We start from the raw sequence: 25,350 nt of genomic DNA on the forward strand, positions 1-25,350 counted from the left end.
TCCCAGTGTCGAAGTCAGGAAGACCGACCAGCCGGTAAGGGTTCCTATCCTTCCCAAAGCCTGGGAAATAATAGAGAAATACAAGACCCATCCAAGGGCACTGCAGAAAGGATCGGTATTTCCAATGATTTCTAACCAAAAGCTGAACTCCTACTTGAAAGAAATTGCCGACCTCTGCGGAATTGAAAAGAACCTCACCTTTCACCTGGCCAGACATACATTTGCTACCACTGTTACCCTTTGCAATGGTGTGCCTTTGGAAACTGTGAGCAAGATGCTTGGTCATTCAAAAATCACCACTACTCAGGTTTATGCAAAGGTGGTGGAGAAGAAAGTGAGTGAAGACATGCAGGCTCTCCGTGAAAGGCTGGCAGCACCAAAATTGATGAAGAGGGCGAAATAGCCCTTTTCTGTATTTAAGTACTTGCTTAAATACTCGGCATTCCCTAACTTTGTTAAGCAAATGCTTAAATAAAAAGTTATGAATACATGTATCCGTGTCTTTGCCGATAGCGACCAGATCAATAGGTGCAGGGAGGACTTGAAAAGCAAGGAGAAAGGTCTTTTAGAACTGGCAGATGTATTGAATCTTGCCGGTAATGCGGTTCGCCTCAAAATCCTGTACCTCTTGAAACAGGAAAATGAACTTTGTCCGTGCGACTTGTCAGACATCTTGGGCATGACCGTGCCGGCCGTCTCCCAACATCTGAAAAAACTAAAGGATGCTGGGATCGTGACGACCAAAAAATCCGGACAAACTATATTCTATTCAGTAGAAGCGCAAAGTCAGCGAATCATTTCATCTGTGCTCGAATTGTTTAAGCTCCCAAATTCAATTCCTGCCTTATGATACCCCATGATCTCACTCAAAGCATAAAGGTTTCGCTAAAAACAGCAACAGGTCAGCTGGGATACATCCTTAGCAAAATAGATGATGTGGACCAGGTTGAAAATATCCTTTTGCAGCTAAAAGCTGTGCAGTCCATGCTTACTAAGACTACTTATGAGCTATTGGATGATACCTACAGGAAAGCACTAGCAGAAAGGATCTCGTCAGCTTACCAGAGCTGCCCTGGCGACTGTGGCAATGAAGAAACAATAGAAAAGCTGAGAACACTATTTCCAGAGCTTAAACTTGAAGAAGTGCCTGAAAAACTACGAGAAGCCCGCATGGTGGAAGAAGAATTGAAGAAATTTTTATCCGAACGTTTGGATACCCCCTCCCCCCGTGACTGACCTTTGGAGAGATGTTTCATTAAAATAGATTGATATGAAAAGTAAACTCATGATTTTCGCCACAGCGGGTATTCTCGCAATTGGTGGCCTTGCTTACGGGATCAACTCATCTCCAAAAGCTTGTCCTTTGGAAGGTACTCCAGATTGTCCAAAAGTTAGCTGCCCTTTGGCAGGCACTCCGGAATGTCCTTATGATATGAAAGTGGCGGAAGTACCCGCCTGCTGTAAGAAAAAGTAACTGGGAGGGCGCAGAGCCCTTCTTTTTTTGAAAATTAAGTATATGAAAAATTCCCTTTTAACCAGCGGCCTTTTAGCTGCTTTAGTAAGTTCACTTTGCTGCATCACCCCGGTGCTTGCATTAGTGGCCGGTGCAAGCGGGATTGCGTCCACTTTCTCATGGCTCGATCCGGCAAGGCCTTTTTTTGTCGGCATCACAGTGGTTGTATTAGGCTTTGCCTGGTATCAGAAATTCAAACCAAAGGCCAAAGAGGAAAAAGAATGTGCCTGTGAGGAGGACCTTCAGCCCTCCTTTTGGCAAACAAAAAAGTTCCTTTCAATAATCACGGTCTTTGCTGCCCTGATGTTGGTGTTCCCGCTTTATGCTCACATTTTCTACCCTAAATCTGAAAAGCAAGTGATCATCGTTGATAAGTCAGACATTCAGACCGTAAATTTTCAAATCAAAGGCATGACTTGTCAGGGGTGCGCAGCGCATGTAGTGCATGAAGTAAATAAGCTCAGCGGCATCCTGAATGTAACCGCCTCCTCCGACCAGGGGAATGCCATCGTGGAGTTTGACAAGTCCAAAACAAGTATCCCGAAAATTGAGGAAGCCATCAACTCAACCGGATATTCCGTGACCAATAAAGCAGAGAAATAAATGGAAATCATATTAGAATCAACCATCTCCTGCCCGGAATGCGGACATCAAAAAGATGAAACCATGCCCACTGACGCCTGTCAGTATTTCTATGAATGTGAAAACTGCCACCAGGTATTAAAGCCAAAAGCAGGAGATTGCTGTGTGTATTGCTCCTATGGTTCAGCACCTTGTCCACCAGTACAATTGGATTCTGATCAAGCATGTTGCTAGGGTAGACAATGCTTTATGTGACATACATCATGTTTTGACATGTGCAATGTTATAGCCCTCTCAATAACCGTTGCGTACTTTTGAGTCATATTGAAGGGGATACAAATGGATGCCCCTTCAATGGATGGCATTTTACATCAAAAAGGCTCATGAAACGCAACTTATATATCGTCCTGCTCATTGCAATGCTTCTCCCTGGCAAAGGGATGGCAGTGTTTCAGCACTTTTGTGGGGGCGAACTGATCAGCTTCGAGCTTTTTCTAAAACACCACGAACCATGCTGTGACGATCACAGCAACCCTTGTGATGGTTGTGAGGATCAGGAAACCATCTTCTCTCTCGATGATTTCAGGACACCTCATTCTGACATTCCTGTCATTGCTTCTTCACCAGCGGCAATGGCTCAGCCATCTTTCCATTTGCCTTCTACACATTTTTTCGAGTCAAGAAACTACACAACTCCTAAAAAGGCTCCCCCCGGCTGGTCAGGGCGGTATCGCTCTATCCTGTTCCAGTCATTTCTTCTGTAATTCTACATTTGACGTTCAATTGTATTGTCACACACACAGCTTCCTGTAGTGTACAATACTTTATCAAATGTAAAATCTAAACAAAAGAAGAAATGAAAACTTCACATATCTACATCAAAAACATGGTGTGCGAGCGGTGTATCATGGTGGTGCGCCAGGGGCTCGAAAACCTCGGTTTCCAAATAGCCTGCATCCATTTGGGTGAGGCAGTGATTATTGGGGAGCTCAATGATGAACGGATCAGCCTGATTCAGTAATTCCTAAAGCAATCAGGACTTGAACTTATCGAAGAAAAGAAGCTCCGGCTCATTGAGCACATCAAAAGCCTTGTAATCGATTACGCACGCTCCGGGTACCAAGTGCAGGAAGAAAAAATTTCAAGCTATCTGTGCCGACATCTTGAACACGATTACGGCTATTTAAGCACCCTGTTTTCGTCTTTTGAAAACATTACCATTGAACGCTACCTCATCCTGCAACGGATTGAGCGGGTGAAAGAACTGCTGATCTACAATGAACAAACCTTGAGCGCCATCGCCTTTCAGGCGGGTTACAGCACGGTTCAGTATATGACCAGCCAGTTTAAGCAATATACAGGAATGACCCCTTAAGAATTTCAAAAGCTCTTTCTCAACAGGAGAAAGTTTATTGATCGGCTATGCTAGTCAATAATTCTGTAAAAAACGGATATACAGACTATAATTTCCTGAACGAACGCTATTCAAAATGTGAGATAGCTTGAATTTATCACAATTAAATAGTTGATAATCAATAATGTAGATGATTTTAAATTTTAAACTTCAAAATGGAACACCAAGAAAATTACGTAAAAGATCAGGCTTGTTGAGCCAATAAATTTGCAGGCGTTTGGCGCTATTTGGATTCGTTCGGTTGGCGGTCTACAACCAAACGCAGGATGCGAAAGGAACAGACTAAATGTCAATTTGACTGATGTGTCAATGTTAGAAAGTATTCATTTAAATAAATAACCATGTTACCAAAAACCATGAAAGCGGCTGTGGTTACAGAGTTTGGCCAACCGCTTAAAATTGAAGAGATGCCTGTAAAGGCCCCAAATGAAAACCAAATCCTGGTGCAGGTAATGGCATCAGGAGTATGCCATACGGATTTGCATGCAGCTGATGGGGACTGGCCTGTCAAGCCCAGGTTGCCGCTCATTCCTGGCCATGAAGGCATTGGCTATGTGGCGGCTGTGGGCTCCAATGTAAAAAATACCAAAGAAGGAGATATCGTGGGTGTTCCCTGGCTCTACAGTGCCTGCGGTCATTGCGAGCATTGCATTACGGGTTGGGAAACACTGTGCGAGTCGCAGGTAAACGGAGGCTACAGCATAGATGGCGGCTTTGCGGAATACGTGTTGGCCGACCCTAACTATGTTGGTCGTTTCAGTGGGACCATAGACTTTGTACAGATGGCACCTATTTTATGTGCAGGCGTAACGGTGTACAAAGGCCTAAAAGAAACCGAAGTACGACCGGGGCAGTGGGTGGCCGTTTCCGGTATAGGTGGCTTAGGTCACGTGGCAGTGCAATACGCCAAAGCCATGGGGCTGCATGTGCTTGCAGTGGATGTGGCAGATGACAAATTGAACTTGGCCAAAAAACTTGGAGCCGATATGGCCGTCAACGGTAAGAATCCCGATGAAGTGATGAATGCCCGAAAAGAAACAGGGGGTGTTCATGGCGTGTTGGTCACGGCTGTGTCACCAGTGGCTTTCCTGCAGGCGCTGGACCTGCTACGCAGAAAAGGAACGCTGGTAATGAATGGACTTCCTCCCGGTAGCTTTGATCTGCCCATTTTTGAAACCGTATTGAATCGCTATACGGTACGGGGCTCCATTGTTGGCACCAGGAAAGACCTGCAGGAAGCTATCGACTTTGCAATGGAAGGAAAGGTAACCACCACGGTAAAATCCGCTCCGCTGGAAGATATCAACCTAATCTTTGATCAAATGAAAAAGGGACAGATAGAAGGCCGTATGGTACTGGATATTGGTCATTAACCCACCTAACAATGAAACGATTCATAAAAATAGAAACATATTTCCTGCTTTTGGCAGTCGTAGCGCTTTCCCTACCGGCAACTGCACAACAGCACTATGAGCTGATGGGCAGTCAATCTTTGAAGGTAGCGGGAACCTCCACCCTACACGATTGGGAGATGGTTTCTGAAAAACCGGAGGGTTCGGCAAGTATTACCCTGAGCGGTGAGCGGATCAAGGAAATAGTGTCCTTGTCGGTAACCATACCGGTAAATACGTTGAAAAGCGGCAAAAGTGGGATGGACGAAAATGCCTATAAGGCGCTGAGAGCGAAGCAACATCCCAACATCCACTTTGAACTGACCAGGGCACAGGTGGATGACCTCACCATCTTTGCCGGTGGCAGGCTCACCATTGCCGGTACTACCAGGCCAGTTGAGTTCAAGGTAGACTATCGGGTTTCTGGAAAAAACATTCGCTTCAAAGGAAGCCTGCCCGTGACTTTCAGTCAGTTCAATATGGATCCGCCAACAGCAGTATTTGGTACCATAAAGACAGGAAATGACCTGAAGATTTCTTTCGAAACCTTTTTTAAACAATCAAACAATTAAAAATTCAAACAAAATGAAAACGAGAAATAAAATAATTCAATCCTTGCTTGTTGCCATTCTAATATTGGCATCTGGCGTAGTGTATGCCCAGCAACCGGCCTTGCAGTATTTCAGGCCAAACGATAAAAACGGCCTGAATGTATTCGAGCCCTCAAAAGAGGATACAGTTATCTTTGATGGCCTCAAAGTAAGAGTAGGCGGTGATTTCGCCATGCAATTTCAAGGTATTAGGCAAAGCAATACGGCAGGTAACCTGACCAAACTGGGATCAGACTTCAATTTGCCGTCTGCCAACCTCAACCTGGACGTCCAGGTATTGGACGGAGTTCGGATGCACCTCAGGACCTATCTTTCTTCCAGAGCACACAACGAAGCATGGATTAAGGGCGGATACATGAGAGTGGATAATCTTGACTTTGTTAAACCCGGGTTTCTGGACGGAGTGATGAAATATGCAAGCATCACCATAGGGTTAGATGAGTTCAACTATGGAGACGCACATTTCAGGAGAACGGACAATGCGAGAGGTATTTTCAACCCTTTTGTAGGAAATTATCTTATGGATGCATTCTCCACCGAGGCATTCGGAGAGCTTACAGTTCAAAAGAATGGTTTATTGGCAGTGGTTGGGTTGACAAACGGCAAGCTCAATCAAAATGTAACTGTGAACGACAATACAGATAATAAGCCTTCTTTCTTCGGTAAGTTGGGGTACGATAAACAACTGAGCGAGGATTTGAGGGTACGATTGACCGGATCCTGGTACATCAATAAAGGTACCTCAACTGGCACATATCTCTATGGTGGAGACCGAGGAGGCTCTAGGTATTACAATGTGCTTTTTACAGTACCGGATGTGGATGGCAATACCGAAGGTGGCCCTCGTGATGGTCAGTTCAATGCCAGGTTCACAAAACTCACAGCCTTGCAGATTAACCCATTCATCAAGTACAAAGGCTTGGAGTTCTTTGGTATTTATGAGCTGGCTGATGGAAGCAATGAATTCACAACACCTCAAGCTGACACAGAGGGTGCATTCACACAAATAGCCGCAGAGGTATTGTACCGATTTGGAGCAGATGAACGTTTCTATCTTGGGGGCAGATACAATACAGTGAGTGGCAAGATGCGTGAAAGTGCATCAGAGAATCTCGATATTAGCAGGGTCAACTTTGGTGGAGGCTGGTATCTTTCAAAGAACGTTTTAACGAAAGTTGAGTACATGAAGCAGCAGTATGAAGGGAATGCCTGGACAGGGCGTTTTGCCGGGGCTGAGTTCAGTGGAGTCGTGGTTGAAGCGGTGATTAGTTTCTGACGGAACTCCCGTGTGGGTGACTCATCCACACGGGATTCTTTTTACTGCTGTGTAAAAGATAATGACTCCAAAAATAAGCATCAGCAAACTATGATTTTCCAATAGAAATAAAGCATGAACATCCACATGTTGAATTATTTGAAATGCAAACCGTCATTTTTGACGTTAAAATCGAACATTCTGAACTAAATTCCGTAAATTTGCATTAGACTTTCTCCAAAGTGCAACGTTTTAGAAAAATATCGGCCATCCTGCTTTCCATATTGGTGCTGCTCAGTTCCACGAGCTTCACCTTTGGTATGCATTTTTGCATGGGGCAGTTGGAGAGCATTGCACTTTTTTCCGGGGCTGAGCCCTGCGAAATGGCCACACAGAAATCACCTTGTGCCACGGATAAGCATGATCCAGATTGCGAACATCAGCAGGTCACTAAAAAGGGTTGTTGCGAAGACCAGACTGTAGTAATGGAAGGACATGAAGACCTTACCCAAGTGTCCAAAGTGGCGGTTCCTGACTTTCAAATGATCGCAGTGCTCTACGCTGTGGTATCGTTTCTTTTCAGAGCCCCTGCAGTTGATTATTATTCGTTTAACGACTATTCCCCCCCATTGATTGAGCGTGACATTATTGTACTCGTTCAGTCCTTCCTTATTTGATTTTTGATGACCTGAACTTCCGGTAATGCGTTTATCGGTTCGGTTCAACTATGCTTCATGGATTGTTGGATTTACTCCATCAGACCATCAAATCATTGTATTCATCACAAAATCAAAATATGCTCAATTCCATCATCAAATTCTTTCTCGAGAATAAGCTCGTTACTGTTCTCGTATTGCTACTCATTGTAGCCTGGGGCATTGTTACAGCCCCGTTCAACTGGGAGGTGGGCTTCCTCCCTCGTGATCCCGTACCCGTGGATGCTATCCCGGATATTGGGGAAAACCAGCAAATCGTTTTCACCGAATGGATGGGGCGGTCTCCGCAGGATGTGGAAGACCAGATCACCTATCCGCTCACCACGGCTTTGCTGGGCCTTCCCGGTGTAAAAAGTGTGCGGAGTAGTTCTGCCTTCGGCTTTTCCAGCATCTATATTATTTTTAATGAAGACATTGAGTTCTACTGGAGCCGGTCACGGGTGCTGGAAAAACTCAACTCTTTACCGGCAGGTTTGCTTCCACCGGATGTGCAGCCAAAACTTGGCCCTGATGCTACCGCCCTGGGGCAGGTGTATTGGTACACGCTGGAAGGCCGGGATAAAGACGGAAACCCTACCGGAGGTTGGGATCTCCACGAACTGCGCACCATCCAGGACTATTACATACGCTACGCCCTCACTGCAGTGGAAGGGGTGGCAGAGGTGGCTTCTGTAGGTGGATATGTAAAAGAATACCAGGTGGATGTTGACCCTGCCGCACTGAAAGCGCATGGGGTTAGCCTCATGGATGTGATGCAGGCCGTAAGAAACAGCAATATCGATGTGGGAGCCAACACCATTGAAGTAAACCGGGTGGATTATTTCGTAAGAGGCCTGGGTTATGTAGAAGAGCTGGCTGATCTGGACAAGGCTGTAGTAAAAGTAACGGACAATGTCCCGATCCGGGTAAAAGATGTTGCCAAGGTAAACATTGGCCCCCAACCAAGAAACATGAGCGGCATCCTGGACAAATCAGGAGCCGAAGCAGTGGGCGGTGTGGTCATTGCCCGCTACGGTGATAATCCGCTGAAAATCATCAATGCAGTAAAAGAAGAAATCAACACCATAGCCGATGGCCTTCCGTCCAAAACACTGGAAGACGGCACAGTATCCAAAGTGACCATCGTCCCCTTCTATGACCGCACCGGCCTGATCTATGAGACCCTCGGCACATTGTATGAAGCCATCAGCCTGCAGATCCTGATTACTATCATAGTCATCATCGTGATGGTGTACAACCTGCGGGCTTCCATTCTGATATCCGCCCTGCTGCCCTTGGCTGTGCTCATGTGCTTTATCTTTATGAAGTACTTCGGAGTGGATGCCAACATCGTAGCGCTTTCGGGTATCGCTATTGCCATCGGCACCATGGTCGATCTGGGGATTATCCTGAATGAAAACATTCTCCGGCACCTGGAAATTGCCCCCGAAGGCCAGTCAAAATTAAAAACCGTTTATGAAGCCACTACCGAAGTAGCTACAGCCATTATCACGGCTGTTAGTACTACCATCGTCAGTTTCCTGCCGGTATTTACACTACAAGCTGCCGAAGGCAAACTTTTCGGGCCATTGGCCTACACCAAAACTTTTGCCCTGGTGTCTGCCGTGATTTTTACCCTTGTCATCATGCCGGCTTTTTCGCATTGGATATTTTCCATGAAAAAGGCAAAAGGCAAAACGGGACTGTACCTGAACTATCTTTTGCTAATTGCCGGGCCCGTAATTGCCTTTACCGTATGGTCATGGGCAGGCTGGGTGCTTTTTGGCTTTGGCGTCATCAATTTGCTACTGCATTACTTTCCTGACAGGCTGGGTCGCTACCAAGACCTGATGCGGGTAGGCATCACTGTAGTTGCGGTTGCCTGGCTACTGGCCACCGAATGGGTACCGCTGGGTGTGTCCAACAGCTTGCTGGTCAACTTCCTGTTCATTGCAGTCATATTGGGTTTAGTACTGGGGACATTTGCCTTGTTTTTACGCCTCTATCCTAAAATACTCATGTGGTGTCTGGATCATAAAGGGCTTTTCCTTATAACCCCTGTAATTATTATTTTAATTGGTGCCAATGTGTGGCTGGGCTTTGATCGGGTATTTGGCATTATACCCAAGGCTACCGAAAAGCTGGGATGGAACCTGAGGGAAACTTCCGGATGGACGGCAGCATCAGAGGTTTTCCCCGGTTTGGGGGAAGAATTCATGCCTTCGCTCAATGAAGGTTCATTCTTGTTGATGCCTACATCCATGCCACACTCCGGCATTGAAGTGAACCGGGAAGTATTACAAAAACTGGACATGATGGTCACCGCCATTCCTGAGGTGGAAATGGTGGTGGGTAAGGCAGGCAGGGCAGAAACGGCTATCGATCCTGCACCCATTTCGATGTTCGAAAACACCATTAACTACAAAAGCGAATACGTATCCGATATCAATGGAAACAAGCTGCGGTTTAAAGTAAATGATAATGGTCACTTTGAACTGAAAGATGGAACCACCTATGACCCAGAGACCATGTCCCCTGAACAAATTGACGTCAAGCAACTCATTGAAGACCGCAGTGGCGAGTATTTCCGCCAATGGAGGAACCATATTAAAACGCCTGATGATATCTGGGATGAAATTGTTTCTGTGGTCAATATTCCGGGTGTCACATCCTCTCCCAAACTTCAACCGATCGAAACCCGGCTGGTAATGCTCCAAACGGGTATGCGGGCGCCCATGGGGATCAAGGTTTATGGGCCCGACCTGAAAACCATCGAAGAATTCGGCTTACAGTTGGAAAAATACCTCAAAGAAGTTCCTTCAGTAAAGAAAGAGGCCGTTTTTGCTGACCGCATTGTAGGAAAACCCTATCTCGAAATTGACATTGACCGGGATCAGATTACCCGCTACGGGCTCAACATCCGGGATGTACAGGACTACATAGAAACGGCCATTGGTGGTATGAAACTTAGTACTACTGTAGAGGGCAGGGAGCGATTCCCCATACGGGTGCGCTATGCCCGTGAGTTCAGGGATGACCCTTCGGCTATAGAATCCATGCAAGTGCCTACGCCACTGGGCAATTATATCCCACTTGGGCAGCTTGCAGACATCACCTACCGGCCTGGGCCCGAAATGATCAGGGGGGAAAACAGTTTTTTGGTGGGGTATGTGCTCTTGGACAGGCTCCCGGAATTTGCGGAGGTAACGGTAGTGGAAGATGCGCAACGCCACCTTCGGGAAAAAATTGACTCGGGTGAACTCATCGTACCGGCAGGCGTTCGCTACGAATTCTCAGGAAGCTACGAAAACCAGGTAAGGGCCGAAAAGCGATTGGCCATAGTTGTTCCGCTTTGCTTGATGACCATCTTCCTGATACTGTACTTCCAGTTCAGGGCCGTTTCCACCACCTTGTTTGTGTTCTCAGGCATTACCATGGCTTTTGCGGGTGGCTTTATTATGATCTGGCTTTACGGTCAGGACTGGTTCATGAATTTTTCGGTCTTCGACACCAACATGCGGGAGCTTTTCCAAATGAAGGTGTATAACCTGAGTGTGGCCGTTTGGGTCGGGTTTATTGCCTTGTTCGGGATTGCCACAGATGATGGCGTTGTAGTGGCCACCTATTTGAAGCAAAGCTTCGAAAAACGGGAACCGGAAAGCGTGAAAGAGGTGCGTAAAGCAGTTTTGGAGGCCGGACAAAAGCGGGTATTGCCAGCCATGATGACCACAGCCACCACCTTGTTAGCACTTTTGCCGGTGCTTACTTCATCAGGCCGGGGTTCGGATATCATGATCCCAATGGCCATTCCCTCATTCGGGGGTATGATCATCGAGATCATTACAGTACTGCTGGTGCCAGTCCTATACTGCTGGTGGGCAGAGCGCAAGTTAAGACGCAATCCCGAAGTATTTACTGAATCATAAATAGAGGAAGATGAAAAAAATAGCAATCATATTCCTGTTGTTTTTAGGAGTTCAGTCCACAAGCTTTTCACAAAGCCTGGATGAATACCTGAAAGTAGCAGCAGAAAACAACCCGGAGTTAAAAGCCTACTTCAATGAATATCTGGCCTCTTTGGAAAAAGTACCTCAGGTGGGAGCACTTCCTGATCCTGAACTGACCATGGGTTTCTTCTTTCAACCAATGGAGCGGTTCATGGGCAACCAGCAAGCCGACATCCAGTTGATGCAGATGTTTCCCTGGTTCGGCATGCTGAAAACCCAAAAGGATGAAGCAAGCAAAATGGCACTGGCGCAGTACGAAGTGTTTCAGGATGCCAAATACCGCTTGTTTTATCAGGTAAAAAACACCTGGTATCAACTGTATCGGCTAGAAGAGGAAATCCGCATTACGGAGGAAAACCTTGAGATTCTTAAACAGTATGAGCGGCTGGCGCTCATTCGTTTTCAGAGTGCAGATATAGGAACCGGTTCCGGCCCTAGCAATATGCAGCAAGCTACAAGCATGAACAGCGGTTCCTCCACCTCATCAGCATCGTCAATGGGTGGAATGAGCGGTGGAATGACCAGTGGCACTTCCGGTAAAAGCAGTTCAAAAGGTGGTTCTTCAATGGGTACTTCCTCATCAATGAACGGGGGCGGGTCAGGCATGAGTGATGTGCTCAGGGTAAGGATTCAGATCAAGGAACTGGAAAACACACTTGCCTTGCTTGAAGACTCCCGACTGCCCATTAAAGCCGAATTCAATCAGTTGCTTAACCGGGATATCAATGAAGTGGTAAGCATAGCCGATTCATTGAGCGGATCAGTAGTCTCTTGGGAGCGCCAGGCTTTGCTGGACAGCATTACGCAGAACAATCCCATGCTGAAAATGCTGGATGCTGAAGCAGAGGCCTACGAGGCACAGAAGAAAATGGCAAAACTGGAAGGCAGGCCTATGTTGGGGGCAGGCGTCAACTATATGCCCTTTAGTCCAAGGACAGAAAATGGAATGCCGATGGGCGGCAATGACATGGTGATGCCCATGTTGAGGCTGACTATACCCATCTATCGGAAAAAGTACAATGCTTTACAGAAAGAGGCGGAATTGAAACAATTGGCCGTTCAGCAGCGCAGGGAAAACACCGTCAATCAGTTGACCACCCGATGGTCAACCGCCTTGCGGGATTTGGACGATGCAACCAGAAGGACAAAGCTGTACCGGGAGCAAACCGACCTGGCCAGGCAAACTCTGAACCTGCTGATGACCAGCTACGCTACTGACGGACGGGATTTCGAGGAAGTGCTGCGGGTACAACAGCAATTGCTCGATTATCAACTCAAGCTGATCACTTCAATAGTAGATCAGCACGTCACCATTGCCATGCTGGAAAACCTGGCAGCAACAGAACTGAATTAATTGATCTAAAAAGTTAAAACGATGAAAGAAATATTTAAAAATAAAAAACTCCTACTGATCGTGCTCGTAGCGCTGACATTGGGAGGCGTACTCGGCTGGATGGTAAAACCATCTTCAGGTCATCAGGAGACGGAAGCAGCCGTGCATAACCATGATGAAGGTAATGAGGTTTGGACCTGTTCCATGCACCCTCAGATCAGGCAATCCGAACCCGGTCAGTGCCCGATCTGCGGAATGGATTTAATACCTGCTGCTACCAGACGGTCATCAGCCAGTTCGAATCCATTGGTTCATGAAATGACACCCGAGGCGGTGGCCATGGCCAATATCCATACCTCCAGGGTTACAGGAGTGTCACCTGAAGGTGAGCTTTTCCTTACCGGTAAAGTGAAGGCCGATGAACGCCAGTTGGCTTCCGTTACGGCCAAATTTCCCGGGCGAATAGAGCAGCTCTTTGTAAACTTTACCGGGCAGGTGGTACGAACCGGGGAGCGATTGGCCACCATTTATTCGCCTGAGTTGGTTACAGCCCAAAAGGAATTATTGGAAGCTGCCTCTACTAAAGAGACCTACCCAGAACTTTACACTGCCGCACGTGAGAAGCTCAGGCTTTGGAAACTCAACGAAAACCAAATCGATGAAATAGAAAAAACAGGAAAAGTAAGGGATCAATTTGATGTTCTCGCAGACAAAGGAGGTATAGTGACCCAGCGAAACATTGCCGTGGGCGACTATGTGGGTACCGGATCAGTATTGTTTGATGTGGTCGATCTGAGCCGAGTCTGGATCATGATCGATGCGTACGAATCCGATCTGCCATTTGTAAAAATTGGTGATGAAGTAAGCTTTACGGCTGCCGGGATCCCCGGACAAACATTCACAGCAAAGGTCACTTACATAGACCCGGTGATTAATCCAAATACACGGGCGGCTTCTGTTCGTGCAGAAGCTAATAACAGAAGTGGGGAACTACGGCCTGAGATGTTTGTCAATGCACAGGTTAAAACCACACTTCGACAAGGACAATCATCCCTGGCCATACCCCGTACCGCTTTGCTCTGGTCGGGCAAACGCTCCATTGTATATGTCAAGGTACCCGACACAGAATTCCCTACCTACGAAATGCGTGAAATCACCATTGGCCCACGTATGGGCGAAATGTGGCTGGTGGAAGCCGGACTGGAAGCGGGTGAAGAGATAGTGACCAATGGAGTATTTTCCATTGATGCTGCCGCACAGCTTTCAGGGAACTACAGCATGCTCATGCGACCAAAAACCAAAACTATGGAAGTTCCCCAGTCTTTCCGTCAACAAATCACAGCCTTGGCTGATGCATACTTCAAAATCAAAGATGGCTTGGTGGCGGATGATACAAAGGCTACAAAATCCGCCCTGAGCCAATTGGACTTAGCCTTGGGCAAGGTAAGTATGGACGGGCTGAAGGGCAAGACCCATGATCATTGGATGGCGCTGAAGCAGCAGCTGGCTGAGGCAGCCAAAATGATGCAGGGTGAAGAAACCCTTGTCGGCCTAAGGCAGCATTTCTCAATGCTCTCTGAAAACATGCTGGAAGTCACCGAATCCTTCGGACTGGAAAAAGACAAAGTGTTCAAAGATTTCTGCCCGATGGCTTTTGACAACCAAGGCGCATTTTGGCTCAGTGAAACGGAAGAGATTCTCAACCCCTATTTCGGTGAGGCCATGCTCTCCTGTGGTGAGGTAAAAAAGACTTATCTCAAAGGCCAAAAAGTCTTTGAGGAAGGAGAGCCAGCCAAGCAAGTAGCTGGTGGGCATAATCACTAAAGCAATGAAATCTTGCTGCAAAACAGGAGATGAATCATCTCTATCTAAAATAAAAAAATGGGGCAGCCGGATTACTTGGGGAATAGTCATTCTTCTGGTCACTGGTTTAGCCCTGATTCAAGTATTTAACCTTTAAACAAATAGAAAAATGAAAAAAACAATGATCATGCTATGCCTGGCTTTAGTAAGCTGGGGAGCAACCGCACAACATGACCATGCAGCGCATGGAGCACAAACGAGCAGTCAAAAGATGGAACCAATGTTCAAAGACAAGGCACTGGGTTCTTCCTACACACACTACATCACTTTGAAGAATGCTTTGGTGGCGTCTGATTTTCAGAAAGCAAAATCTGCTTCTGAATCTTTGGTGAAAGCCCTTCACAATGTAAAGGGCAGTGATAAAGTCCATGCAGAGGCGGCCAAAGTGGCGCAGGCAGGTTCACTGGAAAACCAGCGAAAGGCTTTTACCGCCTTAAGCAATGAGATGGCCACTTTGGTGAAGGGCGCTGATATCAGCATGGGAGAACTCTACCTGGAATACTGCCCAATGGCCAATGGCAACACAGGAGGCTATTGGCTCTCCAACGAAAAGGAGATCCGCAACCCTTACTTCGGTGACAAGATGCTGAAGTGCGGAAGCGTAAAAGAGACAATTAACTGACACAAGTCCTGGCATAAGGGATTGGGTTCACGATAAGCTGAGCCCAATCCTGACACCAGGCACAAACACAATGAGAAATGAAAAAGAACATCATTTTCACCATCGCATTCCTTGGAGGAATGCTGCTGGCAGCACATGGGCTCTTGGCTCAGCCAAGCAGCAAAACAGAGCAACGCCTCATCCACATCAATGGAAAAGGCGAGGTATCGGATGACCGGGGCACCAAACTCGGATACATCAGTAAAGAAGACATAGTCTTTAACAATCAGAATCAAAAACTGGGCTTTATCAAAAACGGCAAAGTGTATGATGCCGAAGGTAATCCCCTTGGCAAAGCCAAAAAAGATGGTCGCTATTACAACAACGATGGAGTATTCATTCTGAGCACCAAAACGATGGGTGATAAATGTGAAATCCTGGATCCAGAAGGTCACAAAAAAGGCACGGTACACAAAAACTATAAACTACATGCGTGTGCTGCTCACTGTTTCTTCTTGGAACAGGAAATGAAAAAAGAGGAAGATAAGTAAAAAGTAAAGCCCTGTTGGAGAGTGGCCTTTGTGCAGGTGTAGTCTTGCATCCTACACTGCCGCCACTCTTCCATCAGGCACCAAACTCTTAATACGATGAAAACGAGAAAACACAACGCTAGTCCAAAGTCATTGCGCAAAGACAAACTAGTGGCTTATCTGACCTTGGTATCACTGATAGTTGTAGCTACTGTAGCGGTGTTTTGGATTCAGGGTTACCGCATAGGCTCATCGGTTGGTATAGCCACTGATGAGATAAAGACTCCAATTGACCCAAGCTTAGTATGTATGGTCAATGACGCCTATATGGGTGTAGCCCAAATCCCTGTACCGGTCAATGGCAAAACCTATTATGGTTGCTGCGAAATGTGCGTGGATAAGCTCAACAATATAGAAAGTGCAAGGATCGCCATCGACCCTTTTAGTGGCAATCAGGTAGATAAATCGGAAGCATTTATTGTAGTGACTAACACGCAAGGCGCAGTTGCATACTTTGAATCAGAGGCTAATTACAGCGCATTTAAGAAAAACTAAAAACAATCCTGTAACCCCAAATCTATGAAATTGACAATGAAAAATACTCTAAAAGCAGTTGTACTGGTACTATTTGATACAGCAACCGTATCGGCTCATGACGGCCACAAAAGCAAACAAGACAGTACCGCCCAACAAGCGGATACCGTGATGAATGCTCATTCCACCGAGGAAGGGCATAAAGACCACACCCATACCAGCGAGGCAGACAGCCATGATGCGCATCCACAAGATGCACACCACGAAAAAAAGGTTAAGGCTGACCTTGCGGACTTTCCCACAATTCATCCGTTAATTGTGCATTTCGCTATTGTATTGCTGATTGTGGGAGCCATTCTGGCGGTCGTCAACATCTTTTTCATCAAAAGGGAATTGGCGTGGACAGCATTCGCTATGGTGCTGGTAGGTTTTGTAGCTGCCTACTTAGCTGGCAGATACTTCCATCCGCATACTCACGGACTAACAGAACATGCCAAGCTCGTATTGGAACAACACGACTTCTGGGCTGACTGGACAATCAATCTTGGGTTTATCGGCCTGCTGTTACAAGGGATCAATCTATTTATTTTCAAATCGAAAAGATGGGCAATGGCTATTGTGGCAGTTGTGCTATTGAGCGCAGCGTATGCTGTAGCACAGGCAGGGCATTACGGAGCACAATTGGTACACATAGAAGGTGTAGGGCCGGAAGGTAAATTTTTGGAACTGGAGCATGACCATTAATTGACTTGAAATTACCAGTATGCCTGGGCTATTTTTTGATTCGGTACTTACCTGTCCGGTATGCGGCCAGAAGCAGGTTTGTAGAATACCTTATAACGTGCGGTCGGATAGCTTCATTTGTAAGGGATGTGAATGCGAGATTACAGTTCCAGGCGATCAGTGCTGCATTTTTTGTGCATTCGGCTCTCATAAATGCTTAGTCAGCCAAGGCTGGGAGAAATTAGAACAAAAACAATTAAGAGAAAAAATGAAAAATCAGGAACATAAAGTTGAGAAGGAATTCATTCCTGCTTTAGGCTATAATTTCCTTACCGGCCTCTATGACACCACCATAAGGCTGACCATGCCTGAAAAGAAATTCAGGAACCAGCTGATACAGAAGCTGGATCCTCAAGCGGATGAAACGATACTCGAATTTGGTTTTGGTTCAGGAGCCAATCTGGCGATTGCCTCTTCACGGTCTCCCAACACTTCATTTTTCGGATTAGACATTGACCCGAAGGTAAGGGAGATAGCCTTTTCAAAGCTCAAAAACAAAGACATTCTGGTTGAACTTCAACTTTACAACGGGGGCATTTTTCCGTACAATGATGCTGTTTTTGACAAGGCATATAGTTGTCTGGTATTTCACCAATTGGACGATGAAACAAAAGCACATTGTTTAAGGGAAATCCACTGGGTTCTAAAGCCTGGCGGCAAGCTCATCATTGGCGATTGGGGCAAGGCAAAAAACCGATGGATGCGCACAGTTTTTTACACCGTGCAGCTTCTGGACGGTTTCAAAACCACTACGGCCAATGTAAAGGGCTTGCTGCCGGATTACATCCGTGAGGCAGGTTTCTCGGATGTGGAGGAAACGGGTTTTATCAATACCCGAATCGGGTCATTTTGCTATTATGAGGGGATAAAGATGGAGAAATGAAACGAAACAGAAACTACTACATCCGCAAAACGCACCGGTATCTGGGGCTTTTTATAGGCATTCAGTTTATTGGGTGGACGATCAGTGGCCTCTATTTTAGTTGGACGGATATTGACAAAATCCATGGAGACCAGTTCCATCGTGAACATGTAATGACGCATTCACCCCCGGACTTAATCAGTCCGGCTCAGTTAGATTCAACGCTTGGTATTTCATCCCTTGAGCTTCGCTACATCAATCACCAACCGCATTATTGGGTCAACGATAGTCTGCTCTACAATGCCCAGACCGGGCAAATCAAAAAGGGCATAACCGAAACGGAGGCGGTCGAAATCGCACAGAACCATCTCGTAAAAAACCTGAAAATCCTGAAAACCGAATGGATTACTGAAACCGACAACCATCATGAATACCGTGGCAGGCCGCTACCAGCCTGGGCTGTCCACTTTGATCATCCCGAAAAACTGGTAGCGTATATTGATGCCTCCAATGGCCGCTTTGAGCGGGTAAGGCACAACAGTTGGCGTTGGTTCGATTTTCTCTGGATGTTTCACACCATGGATTATGCCGGGCGGGACAACTTTAACAATTGGCTGCTCAGGGCATTTTCAGTCTTTGGCCTTTTTACAGTGCTTTCAGGCTTTACACTTTACGCAGTATCCTCTAAAACTTTTATAAAAACCACTTCAAAACGTAAAAGGAAAAAATGATGAACAAATTGATTTACACACTTGCACTGGGATTGCTAATCGCATCCTGCCAAAACAAAAAAAAACGAACAAGGTGGTCACGAACACCACCAGCCTGAAGCTGCATCCGCCACGCAACCCGAAAATTCAAAAAAGAGCATCCCTCAGGAAGCGCATGGCAATGTGGGTAATGCCCATGTTTCTGTGTACTACCACTCACCTGCGGTTCGAAGTAGGGTCATTTGGGGCGGCCTGGTACCTTATGAAGAAGTTTGGGTTGCGGGTGCCCACAGTGCTACCAGCGTGGAGTTTTCCAAAGCAATCAAGATAGCAGGTACGACCATCCCCAAAGGCAAATATGCCTTCTTTACCATTCCCGGACAGGAACGCTGGACATTGATCCTGAACAAAAACTGGGAGCAGCACCTGGCTGATGATTACGATCAGGCAGAGGATGTCATCAGGATAGAAGTAACTCCTGAAACAGGAATGCCCCTTGCCGAGCGGCTTACTTATACCATTGAAGAAAAGGGAGAGGGCTCAGGCGCTATACGCATGTCATGGGAGAAGCTAAGTGTTTCCCTTCCATTTAAAACAGATTAACCACTATAATTTTTTCTCATGGAAAAGCATAATCACGAACACCACAAGCATCATACACACGAGGGTCACCAAAAGAGCCAATCATCAGATCATCAAACCATCAACAAATCAGACCATCAGCATGGGCACCATGACCACCATGCCATGATGATCGAAGATTTTAAAAAGCGTTTTTGGATTTCTCTGGTGCTCACCGTACCGATCCTGGCACTATCTCATATGATCCAGCAATTACTGGGATTTGAGCTAACCTTTTTTGGTGATCAGTACGTCCTTTTTGGGCTTTCCACCATTGTCTTCTTTTATGGGGGCTGGCCTTTTCTCAAAGGACTTTGGGACGAGTTGAAGGACAAAAACCCGGGCATGATGACCCTGATTGCAGTGGCCATTACTGTGGCTTATGTGTACAGCTCGGCTGTGGTGTTTGGCTTGGAGGGGATTGATTTTTTCTGGGAGCTGGCGACCCTTATTGTCATCATGCTGCTGGGGCATTGGATCGAGATGAAATCGGTAATGGGTGCATCAAGAGCGCTCGAATTACTGGTGCAGATGATGCCTTCCGAAGCTCATTTGGTTCAGGGAGACCAAATCAAGGACATCAAGGTTGATCAACTGAAAAAGGAGGATATCATCCTGATAAAAGCCAATGAAAAAATACCTGCGGACGGTACAGTGGTGGATGGGGAAAGCCACCTGGACGAAAGCATGCTCACCGGTGAGAGCAAGCCGGTGAAAAAATCCAAGGGCGACCCGGTCATTGGCGGATCAGTAAATGGCAGCCAATCCATCAAGGTGAAAGTGTCCAAAACCGGCAAAGAGAGCTACCTAAACAAAGTGATCACCTTGGTGGAAGAGGCTCAGAAAGCCAAATCCAAAACCCAAAATCTGGCCAACATTGCCGCCAGATGGCTCACGTTCATTGCCATTGGTGCCGGTACGATTACACTAGTAACCTGGATCAGTCTGGGCAAACCGTTGGACTTTGCCCTGGAGCGGATGGTGACCGTCATGGTCATTTCATGTCCACACGCACTGGGTTTGGCTATTCCACTCGTGGTAGCCATTTCTACGGCTGTTTCCGCAAGCAAAGGCTTGCTGATCCGTAACCGTACCGCTTTTGAAAATGCCCGGAAGATTACCGCAATGGTATTTGACAAAACCGGGACACTGACCGAAGGAAAGTTTGGGGTTTCCCGCCATGAGAGTCTGTCGGATGACATAGCCAAAGAGGAGCTTTTGTCATTTGTCGCTTCGCTAGAACAGCAATCGGAGCATCCCATAGCGCAGGGAATTGTGAAAGCAGCGAAAGAGGCAAAACTAAAACTGAAAAAGGTAGAAAATTTTGAATCGCTGACGGCCAAGGGTATTCAGGGCAAGATCGATGGGAAAAGCTGGAAGGTGGTCAGCCCAAGGTACCTGAAGGAAAACAAAATAGAGATACCAGAAAAAGCTGGCTCTGATGCAGCTGAAACCATAGTGTTTGCCCTCAGGGAAGAAAAACTTATTGGGTTCATTGCCCTGTCGGATAAGATCAGGGAAGAAAGCTCCAAGGCCATCGAAACGCTTCGGGAAAAAGGTATGAAACTGTATATGGCCACTGGTGACAATGAGAAAACGGCCAAAGCAGTAAGCGATAAACTTGGGCTGGATGGCTACTATAGCGAGGTGCTTCCACACCAAAAAGTAGAGATTATCAAGAAGCTTCAGAAGGAAGGCCACTTTGTGGCTATGACGGGTGATGGGGTAAATGATGCCCCTGCATTGGCACAAGCCAATGTGGGCATTGCTGTAGGTTCCGGTACCGATGTGGCTGCCGAGACAGCCGATATCATATTGGTCAACAGCAACCCAAAAGACATTGCCAACCTGGTACTGTTTGGCAGGGCCACCTACAACAAAATGATCCAGAACCTCGCTTGGGCTACCGGCTACAACGCGATTGCATTGCCGCTGGCCACAGGCTTTATTCCAGGTCTGGTGATCAGTCCTGCAATAGGTGCAGTATTCATGAGCCTGAGTACGGTCATTGTGGCCATTAATGCGCAATTGCTGAAAAGGAAGATGATAAGCTGAGGCCATACCCCCTTCCGCTGTGGAAGGGGATTTTATTAAGATACTATGCGAAATAAGAAACTTTCTATAATTCAAATTTGGAGGAGTATTTATTAAAATATGAAGAATTAGAGGATAAGCTTCGAATGATTGATCTGGAAGAGGACAGCATTCTCAAAAAATCAGAGCAAAGCTTTCAAATAGCCCTTCAGGCAATTAATCAGTTGAGAGATGATTTGAAGGGTGATCGATTGCGTTTACAAAGCGATGAAATCTCGTTTTTTAAGGAAATTAAGCCAAAATTTGTTAGTAAGCTCATCTACCACCTCAGTGTGTTCAATATCGAAACCAACAAACCCAACGGAGGAATCAAGGTAAAACGTAAATACTATCAGAATGAGCTAGACAAGCTCAAACGGTATTTTGATAATAACCTGGAATTTTACCGCTATTACCGTACCCACAGCAACTACCTAGACCACAAGTATTTTGTCCGTGGCAAGCAAGATATACGCTTAACCCTTGATTCATTTTTTTTCGAGACTGATCCAAATTTCTCTACCAGCCACGATTTCAAGGTTTCTAACATTCTTGCAAATGATTTGCTCAATGTCTATCTGGAAGATGAGTTGAACAAGCTGAGCTTGACAGATTTAAACAACGAAAAAACACAAGTCGAACCGAAGGGGAAATTAACATGGACAGAGTCCAAAGTCTCTCTTATCGAACTGATGTATGCTCTTCAGGCTCGTGGAGTGTTCAACAATGGCACTGCGGATCTTAAAGAAGTTGCAGCATTTTTTGAAGACACCTTTGGTATCGAATTGGGGCAATATCATCGTACTTTCCTCGAAATTCGCATCCGCAAGACCGGACGTACCAAGTTTCTGGACTCCCTCCAGGAAAGTATCATTCGTAGAATGGATGAAGCTGATGAAAAATAGGATAAAATCTTTCCGAACTTCGGATTAGCTTGTGAATAAAACCCACTAAACGGGAACATCTTCGCTGTTCAATAAACATTTGTTAACATATGGCAGCAGAAGTAATTACCACAGACGACCTGCGTGAGTTCAAGATCGAGCTCCTGGAAGACCTCAAAAGATTACTCAAAGAACATTCCGGTCAGCCTACAAAGAAATGGCTAAAATCCTATGAGGTCCGCAAGCTTTTGGGCATTTCGCCCGGCACTTTACAGAACCTACGGGTAAACGGCACATTACCCTTTACCAAGATCGGAGGAGTAATCTATTACGACTATGCGGACATTCAGGCGATGCTCCAGTCCAACAAGTTTCAAAACCGCTTGAGGTAAAGCACATGGCCGGGCATGAACTACATCAAGCACCTTTCCGCAGCGTTCCAGCAGATGGATGCAGATACCAGGCTCACGCCCTACCATATCAGTTTGTATATGGCCTTGTTCAGGCGATGGAACCTTAACTTTTTCAAGAACCCCATTTCTGTATCCAGGGATGAGCTGATGAGGTTGTCAAAAATTGGTTCGGTAAATACTTATACCAAGTGCTTGAAGGAGTTGGATCGTTTCGGATTTATCCGATATGAACCTTCCTACAATCCGCACCGGGGCAGCCTCATTTACCTGTCCAGTTTTGATAAAGGTGATGATAAGGGTACTGATACAGGCAGTGAAATAGCTGTGAGACCTTATACAAACAATACAAACCCTTTAAACTATGAAAACGAAACAAACTTGGGTAAGCGAGCTAAAAATTTTGAGACAAGTTCAAATGATTCGGAAATGAAGAAAGAGAAAAGTTCCGCTAAAAGAGAAAGAATGACCGGCTATGGCCCGGAAATTCCACCTCTGGAAGAACATGTCAAAATCTACTTTGATGAAAAAGGCTATCCATCCGTGGAGGCTGAGAAGTTTTATAATTACTTCCAAAGCAATGGCTGGCTGGTAGGTGGCCGCTCCAAGATGAAAGACTGGAAAGCAGCCGCCCGCAACTGGATGCTGAACGCTCAAAAATTCAATACCTATGCAAAAGATCAGCGAAACCATCAGCCACGTCCTAAACCCGGAAACCTCCACTCAGGAACCGGCAAAGACTATGGCGAGCCACTCTAAGTCTTGCTCAGAGAGTGTTCAAAGCAACATCATCCAATTCGACAAATGCCTTGAATTTCTGGAGAAAGCAGGCAAGGCCTACACCAGTCCAAAATTCCGGATATGGAAGGAAGACCACTTGATTATATTCAAACTTCTGGTCTACTTCTACCAGGACAAACCCAATGCTGAAAAGCACGGCATTGACCTACACAAAGGCATTTTGCTAACCGGCCCGGTCGGTTGTGGCAAAACTTCCCTGATGACCCTTCTACGGTTTATGTTGGCTCCCAAAGAGCAATACATCATCAAATCCGCTCGTGATATCACCCTGGAATTCATCCAGGACGGCTATCCTGTTATCAACAAATACTCCAAAGCAGCCTTCCAGCAAACAAGCGGAGAGCTGATCCCTAAAGCCTATTGTTTTGATGACTTGGGCGTGGAATCCAACATCAAGTATTATGGAAACGAAACCAATGTAATGGCCGAGATTCTTTTGAGCCGCTATGATATGTTCATCAGCCGCCACATGCTCACGCATGCCACGACCAACCTTTCCGCCAGTGAGATAGAGAACTGTTATGGGAATAGGGTTAGATCAAGGATGAGGGAGATGATGAACGTGATTGCTTTTGAGAAGGAAGCGAAGGACAAAAGGATATGACGTGTCCCTTAGTGGTACATGTGCAGATTTTCATGTCCCGTTTTTAATGTTTTTGTCTCATGTCCCATCACGGTACATATAACTTGTTTCATGTCCCAATTTTTGTATTTTTGTCTCACGTAATTAATAGGAATGAAGAATATCGATCCATCGAAACCACTCAATGATTTGCCTCTTCTACCTCCTCCGGTGGAAAAAGTAGAGACTATCCAAATCCTCAAACAGGAAAGTAAAGCTGCTGTTGCCCTTGCAGAGCTGAAGGGATTGGCAAGGACCTTGCCCAACCAGGGTATTTTGATCAATGCCATTGTACTCAAAGAAGCACAGGCTAGCTCAGAGGTGGAGAACATCATTACCACGCATGACAAGCTCTATCAGGCTCTGGCAGCCAAGTCGATGACAATTGATCCTTCGACCAAGGAAGTCCTACGGTACAGGGAAGCCCTGCTCTATGGTTTTGAGGAGATTAAAAAGAAAGGCTTCCTAAACACCAATGGTATTGTCCGGATTCAATCCATATTGGAAGAGAATGAGGCCGGAATTAGACAACTACCTGGTACTTCCCTAAAAAACGATCTGACGGGTAAAACCATCTATACACCACCGGACGATAAAGAAACAATAGTCAGACTGATGAAAAATCTGGAAGACTTTATCAATGATGAACCCGATAGAATGTCTCCCCTGATCAGGATGGCCATACAACACTACCAGTTTGAGAGCATCCATCCATTCTATGATGGAAATGGCCGGACGGGCAGGATTATTAACGTGCTTTACCTCATCCTTCACAATCTGTTGGAAATACCCATGCTGTACCTCAGTGGCTACATTATAGGCCACAAAGGAGCTTACTACAAATTGCTACAAGAGGTGAGGACTAAAGACAATTGGGAAGGTTGGATATTGTTTATGCTTAAGGCCATTGAGGATACTGCGACAAAGGCCATTTCCCAGATCCATGGGATCAACAGCATCTTCAATGAGATTCAGGATAAGGTAAAAAATGAAGCCCCTAAAATCTACTCGAAAGACTTGATCGAACAATTGTTTGTTCACCCCTATACCAAAATAGAATATATCTCTAATGGGCTGGGCGTAGAAAGAAAAGCCGCTTCCAGGTACTTAAAGACTTTGGAATCCATTGGAATCCTAAAACTCGAACCTATCGGGAAAGAGAATATTTTCATCAACCAGCAATTGTACCAACTACTGAAGCAAAGTTAGACCATGGCCAAAGCTCGAAAATCCATACCCCAAAAAACGAAATCTC

Annotated in this window: 28 protein-coding genes and 1 pseudogene; all 29 read left to right on the plus strand. The window is 46.0% G+C overall.

Going from position 1 to position 25,350, the window contains the following annotated elements; translation table 11 throughout:
- Positions 1–4: 4 nt before the first annotated feature.
- Positions 5–403, plus strand: a pseudogene (locus tag BC751_RS18410) (site-specific integrase); the annotation flags it as partial.
- 78 nt (positions 404–481) lie between these two features.
- Positions 482–850, plus strand: coding sequence for an ArsR/SmtB family transcription factor (locus BC751_RS18415; protein ID WP_130276908.1), 369 nt, complete (start codon positions 482–484; stop codon positions 848–850).
- Positions 847–1,236, plus strand: a complete 390-nt coding sequence (locus tag BC751_RS18420; protein ID WP_130276909.1) for a metal-sensing transcriptional repressor — start codon at positions 847–849, stop codon at positions 1,234–1,236. Before BC751_RS18415 ends, BC751_RS18420 begins: the two co-directional genes overlap by 4 nt.
- A gap of 34 nt (positions 1,237–1,270) precedes the next feature.
- A complete protein-coding gene (locus tag BC751_RS18425; protein WP_130276910.1) occupies positions 1,271–1,474 on the plus strand; it encodes a hypothetical protein in 204 nt (67 codons plus the stop codon).
- A gap of 42 nt (positions 1,475–1,516) precedes the next feature.
- Positions 1,517–2,116: a mercuric transport protein MerTP gene (merTP, locus tag BC751_RS18430; RefSeq protein ID WP_130276911.1), complete on the plus strand. Its 600-nt coding sequence runs from the start codon at positions 1,517–1,519 to the stop codon at positions 2,114–2,116.
- Positions 2,117–2,329, plus strand: coding sequence for a GDCCVxC domain-containing (seleno)protein (locus BC751_RS22500; RefSeq protein ID WP_130276912.1), 213 nt, complete (start codon positions 2,117–2,119; stop codon positions 2,327–2,329).
- A gap of 149 nt (positions 2,330–2,478) precedes the next feature.
- Complete coding sequence (locus tag BC751_RS18440; RefSeq protein ID WP_041779258.1) at positions 2,479–2,859, plus strand: HYC_CC_PP family protein; 381 nt, start codon at positions 2,479–2,481, stop codon at positions 2,857–2,859.
- Between the two features lie 92 nt (positions 2,860–2,951).
- A complete protein-coding gene (locus BC751_RS21975) occupies positions 2,952–3,116 on the plus strand; it encodes a hypothetical protein (protein ID WP_165389858.1) in 165 nt (54 codons plus the stop codon).
- Positions 3,117–3,218: 102 nt separating this feature from the next.
- A complete protein-coding gene (locus BC751_RS18445) occupies positions 3,219–3,470 on the plus strand; it encodes a helix-turn-helix domain-containing protein (protein WP_165389859.1) in 252 nt (83 codons plus the stop codon).
- Positions 3,471–3,865: 395 nt separating this feature from the next.
- Positions 3,866–4,882 carry an alcohol dehydrogenase AdhP gene (gene adhP, locus BC751_RS18450; RefSeq protein WP_242617531.1) on the plus strand — a complete coding sequence of 339 codons (1,017 nt, stop codon included), beginning with the start codon at positions 3,866–3,868 and terminating at the stop codon, positions 4,880–4,882.
- Between the two features lie 11 nt (positions 4,883–4,893).
- Positions 4,894–5,472: a YceI family protein gene (locus tag BC751_RS18455; RefSeq protein WP_130276915.1), complete on the plus strand. Its 579-nt coding sequence runs from the start codon at positions 4,894–4,896 to the stop codon at positions 5,470–5,472.
- Between the two features lie 13 nt (positions 5,473–5,485).
- On the plus strand, positions 5,486–6,787 hold the full coding sequence (locus BC751_RS18460) for a hypothetical protein (RefSeq protein ID WP_130276916.1): 1,302 nt from the start codon (positions 5,486–5,488) through the stop codon (positions 6,785–6,787).
- A gap of 221 nt (positions 6,788–7,008) precedes the next feature.
- Positions 7,009–7,443 carry an HYC_CC_PP family protein gene (locus BC751_RS18465; protein ID WP_242617532.1) on the plus strand — a complete coding sequence of 145 codons (435 nt, stop codon included), beginning with the start codon at positions 7,009–7,011 and terminating at the stop codon, positions 7,441–7,443.
- 119 nt (positions 7,444–7,562) lie between these two features.
- Positions 7,563–11,387 (plus strand): efflux RND transporter permease subunit, encoded by a 3,825-nt coding sequence (locus tag BC751_RS18470; protein ID WP_130276917.1) that lies wholly within the window; start codon positions 7,563–7,565, stop codon positions 11,385–11,387.
- A 10-nt stretch (positions 11,388–11,397) separates the two neighbouring features.
- Entirely contained in the window at positions 11,398–12,822 is a 1,425-nt protein-coding gene (locus BC751_RS18475) for a TolC family protein (RefSeq protein WP_130276918.1), read from the plus strand.
- 21 nt (positions 12,823–12,843) lie between these two features.
- On the plus strand, positions 12,844–14,625 hold the full coding sequence (locus BC751_RS18480; protein WP_130276919.1) for an efflux RND transporter periplasmic adaptor subunit: 1,782 nt from the start codon (positions 12,844–12,846) through the stop codon (positions 14,623–14,625).
- 148 nt (positions 14,626–14,773) lie between these two features.
- Positions 14,774–15,286, plus strand: a complete 513-nt coding sequence (locus BC751_RS18485) for a DUF3347 domain-containing protein (protein WP_106565271.1) — start codon at positions 14,774–14,776, stop codon at positions 15,284–15,286.
- A gap of 77 nt (positions 15,287–15,363) precedes the next feature.
- Positions 15,364–15,816, plus strand: a complete 453-nt coding sequence (locus BC751_RS18490; RefSeq protein ID WP_130276920.1) for a 5-fold beta-flower protein — start codon at positions 15,364–15,366, stop codon at positions 15,814–15,816.
- 165 nt (positions 15,817–15,981) lie between these two features.
- Positions 15,982–16,350 (plus strand): hypothetical protein, encoded by a 369-nt coding sequence (locus BC751_RS18495; RefSeq protein WP_242617533.1) that lies wholly within the window; start codon positions 15,982–15,984, stop codon positions 16,348–16,350.
- A gap of 36 nt (positions 16,351–16,386) precedes the next feature.
- Positions 16,387–17,073 carry a DUF2231 domain-containing protein gene (locus BC751_RS18500; protein WP_165389860.1) on the plus strand — a complete coding sequence of 229 codons (687 nt, stop codon included), beginning with the start codon at positions 16,387–16,389 and terminating at the stop codon, positions 17,071–17,073.
- Positions 17,074–17,320: 247 nt separating this feature from the next.
- The gene (locus tag BC751_RS18505) at positions 17,321–17,995 is read left to right on the plus strand and encodes a class I SAM-dependent methyltransferase (protein WP_130276923.1); all 675 of its coding nucleotides are present in this window, start codon (positions 17,321–17,323) and stop codon (positions 17,993–17,995) included.
- Positions 17,992–18,705, plus strand: coding sequence for a PepSY domain-containing protein (locus BC751_RS18510; protein WP_130276924.1), 714 nt, complete (start codon positions 17,992–17,994; stop codon positions 18,703–18,705). Before BC751_RS18505 ends, BC751_RS18510 begins: the two co-directional genes overlap by 4 nt.
- Positions 18,706–18,888: 183 nt before the next feature.
- Positions 18,889–19,287 carry a DUF2911 domain-containing protein gene (locus BC751_RS18515; RefSeq protein ID WP_242617534.1) on the plus strand — a complete coding sequence of 133 codons (399 nt, stop codon included), beginning with the start codon at positions 18,889–18,891 and terminating at the stop codon, positions 19,285–19,287.
- Between the two features lie 18 nt (positions 19,288–19,305).
- Positions 19,306–21,360 (plus strand): copper-translocating P-type ATPase, encoded by a 2,055-nt coding sequence (locus BC751_RS18520; protein ID WP_130276925.1) that lies wholly within the window; start codon positions 19,306–19,308, stop codon positions 21,358–21,360.
- A 77-nt stretch (positions 21,361–21,437) separates the two neighbouring features.
- The gene (locus BC751_RS18525) at positions 21,438–22,283 is read left to right on the plus strand and encodes an RteC domain-containing protein (RefSeq protein WP_242617535.1); all 846 of its coding nucleotides are present in this window, start codon (positions 21,438–21,440) and stop codon (positions 22,281–22,283) included.
- Positions 22,284–22,372: 89 nt separating this feature from the next.
- Positions 22,373–22,654, plus strand: a complete 282-nt coding sequence (locus tag BC751_RS18530; protein ID WP_084121509.1) for a helix-turn-helix domain-containing protein — start codon at positions 22,373–22,375, stop codon at positions 22,652–22,654.
- 15 nt (positions 22,655–22,669) lie between these two features.
- Positions 22,670–23,431, plus strand: coding sequence for a transcriptional regulator (locus BC751_RS18535; RefSeq protein WP_130276926.1), 762 nt, complete (start codon positions 22,670–22,672; stop codon positions 23,429–23,431).
- Entirely contained in the window at positions 23,415–24,077 is a 663-nt protein-coding gene (locus BC751_RS18540; protein WP_106565257.1) for a P-loop NTPase family protein, read from the plus strand. Before BC751_RS18535 ends, BC751_RS18540 begins: the two co-directional genes overlap by 17 nt.
- A 132-nt stretch (positions 24,078–24,209) precedes the next feature.
- The gene (locus BC751_RS18545; protein ID WP_084121506.1) at positions 24,210–25,304 is read left to right on the plus strand and encodes a Fic family protein; all 1,095 of its coding nucleotides are present in this window, start codon (positions 24,210–24,212) and stop codon (positions 25,302–25,304) included.
- The last annotated feature ends 46 nt before the right edge of the window (positions 25,305–25,350 follow it).

The organism is Cecembia calidifontis, from assembly GCF_004216715.1.
Taxonomy (GTDB): Bacteria; Bacteroidota; Bacteroidia; order Cytophagales; family Cyclobacteriaceae; genus Cecembia_A; species Cecembia_A calidifontis.

Excerpts from the sequence above, each read along its gene's own strand:
- BC751_RS18415 (WP_130276908.1), top strand. The coding sequence starts at position 482 with ATGAATACATGTATCCGTGTCTTTGCCGATAGCGACCAGATCAATAGG.
- BC751_RS18420 (WP_130276909.1), top strand. The coding sequence starts at position 847 with ATGATACCCCATGATCTCACTCAAAGCATAAAGGTTTCGCTAAAAACA.
- BC751_RS18425 (WP_130276910.1), top strand. The coding sequence starts at position 1,271 with ATGAAAAGTAAACTCATGATTTTCGCCACAGCGGGTATTCTCGCAATT.
- merTP (WP_130276911.1), top strand. The coding sequence starts at position 1,517 with ATGAAAAATTCCCTTTTAACCAGCGGCCTTTTAGCTGCTTTAGTAAGT.
- BC751_RS22500 (WP_130276912.1), top strand. The coding sequence starts at position 2,117 with ATGGAAATCATATTAGAATCAACCATCTCCTGCCCGGAATGCGGACAT.
- BC751_RS18440 (WP_041779258.1), top strand. The coding sequence starts at position 2,479 with ATGAAACGCAACTTATATATCGTCCTGCTCATTGCAATGCTTCTCCCT.
- BC751_RS21975 (WP_165389858.1), top strand. The coding sequence starts at position 2,952 with ATGAAAACTTCACATATCTACATCAAAAACATGGTGTGCGAGCGGTGT.
- adhP (WP_242617531.1), top strand. The coding sequence starts at position 3,866 with ATGAAAGCGGCTGTGGTTACAGAGTTTGGCCAACCGCTTAAAATTGAA.
- BC751_RS18455 (WP_130276915.1), top strand. The coding sequence starts at position 4,894 with ATGAAACGATTCATAAAAATAGAAACATATTTCCTGCTTTTGGCAGTC.
- BC751_RS18460 (WP_130276916.1), top strand. The coding sequence starts at position 5,486 with ATGAAAACGAGAAATAAAATAATTCAATCCTTGCTTGTTGCCATTCTA.
- BC751_RS18470 (WP_130276917.1), top strand. The coding sequence starts at position 7,563 with ATGCTCAATTCCATCATCAAATTCTTTCTCGAGAATAAGCTCGTTACT.
- BC751_RS18475 (WP_130276918.1), top strand. The coding sequence starts at position 11,398 with ATGAAAAAAATAGCAATCATATTCCTGTTGTTTTTAGGAGTTCAGTCC.
- BC751_RS18480 (WP_130276919.1), top strand. The coding sequence starts at position 12,844 with ATGAAAGAAATATTTAAAAATAAAAAACTCCTACTGATCGTGCTCGTA.
- BC751_RS18485 (WP_106565271.1), top strand. The coding sequence starts at position 14,774 with ATGAAAAAAACAATGATCATGCTATGCCTGGCTTTAGTAAGCTGGGGA.
- BC751_RS18490 (WP_130276920.1), top strand. The coding sequence starts at position 15,364 with ATGAAAAAGAACATCATTTTCACCATCGCATTCCTTGGAGGAATGCTG.
- BC751_RS18500 (WP_165389860.1), top strand. The coding sequence starts at position 16,387 with ATGAAAAATACTCTAAAAGCAGTTGTACTGGTACTATTTGATACAGCA.
- BC751_RS18505 (WP_130276923.1), top strand. The coding sequence starts at position 17,321 with ATGAAAAATCAGGAACATAAAGTTGAGAAGGAATTCATTCCTGCTTTA.
- BC751_RS18510 (WP_130276924.1), top strand. The coding sequence starts at position 17,992 with ATGAAACGAAACAGAAACTACTACATCCGCAAAACGCACCGGTATCTG.
- BC751_RS18520 (WP_130276925.1), top strand. The coding sequence starts at position 19,306 with ATGGAAAAGCATAATCACGAACACCACAAGCATCATACACACGAGGGT.
- BC751_RS18530 (WP_084121509.1), top strand. The coding sequence starts at position 22,373 with ATGGCAGCAGAAGTAATTACCACAGACGACCTGCGTGAGTTCAAGATC.
- BC751_RS18535 (WP_130276926.1), top strand. The coding sequence starts at position 22,670 with ATGAACTACATCAAGCACCTTTCCGCAGCGTTCCAGCAGATGGATGCA.
- BC751_RS18540 (WP_106565257.1), top strand. The coding sequence starts at position 23,415 with ATGGCGAGCCACTCTAAGTCTTGCTCAGAGAGTGTTCAAAGCAACATC.
- BC751_RS18545 (WP_084121506.1), top strand. The coding sequence starts at position 24,210 with ATGAAGAATATCGATCCATCGAAACCACTCAATGATTTGCCTCTTCTA.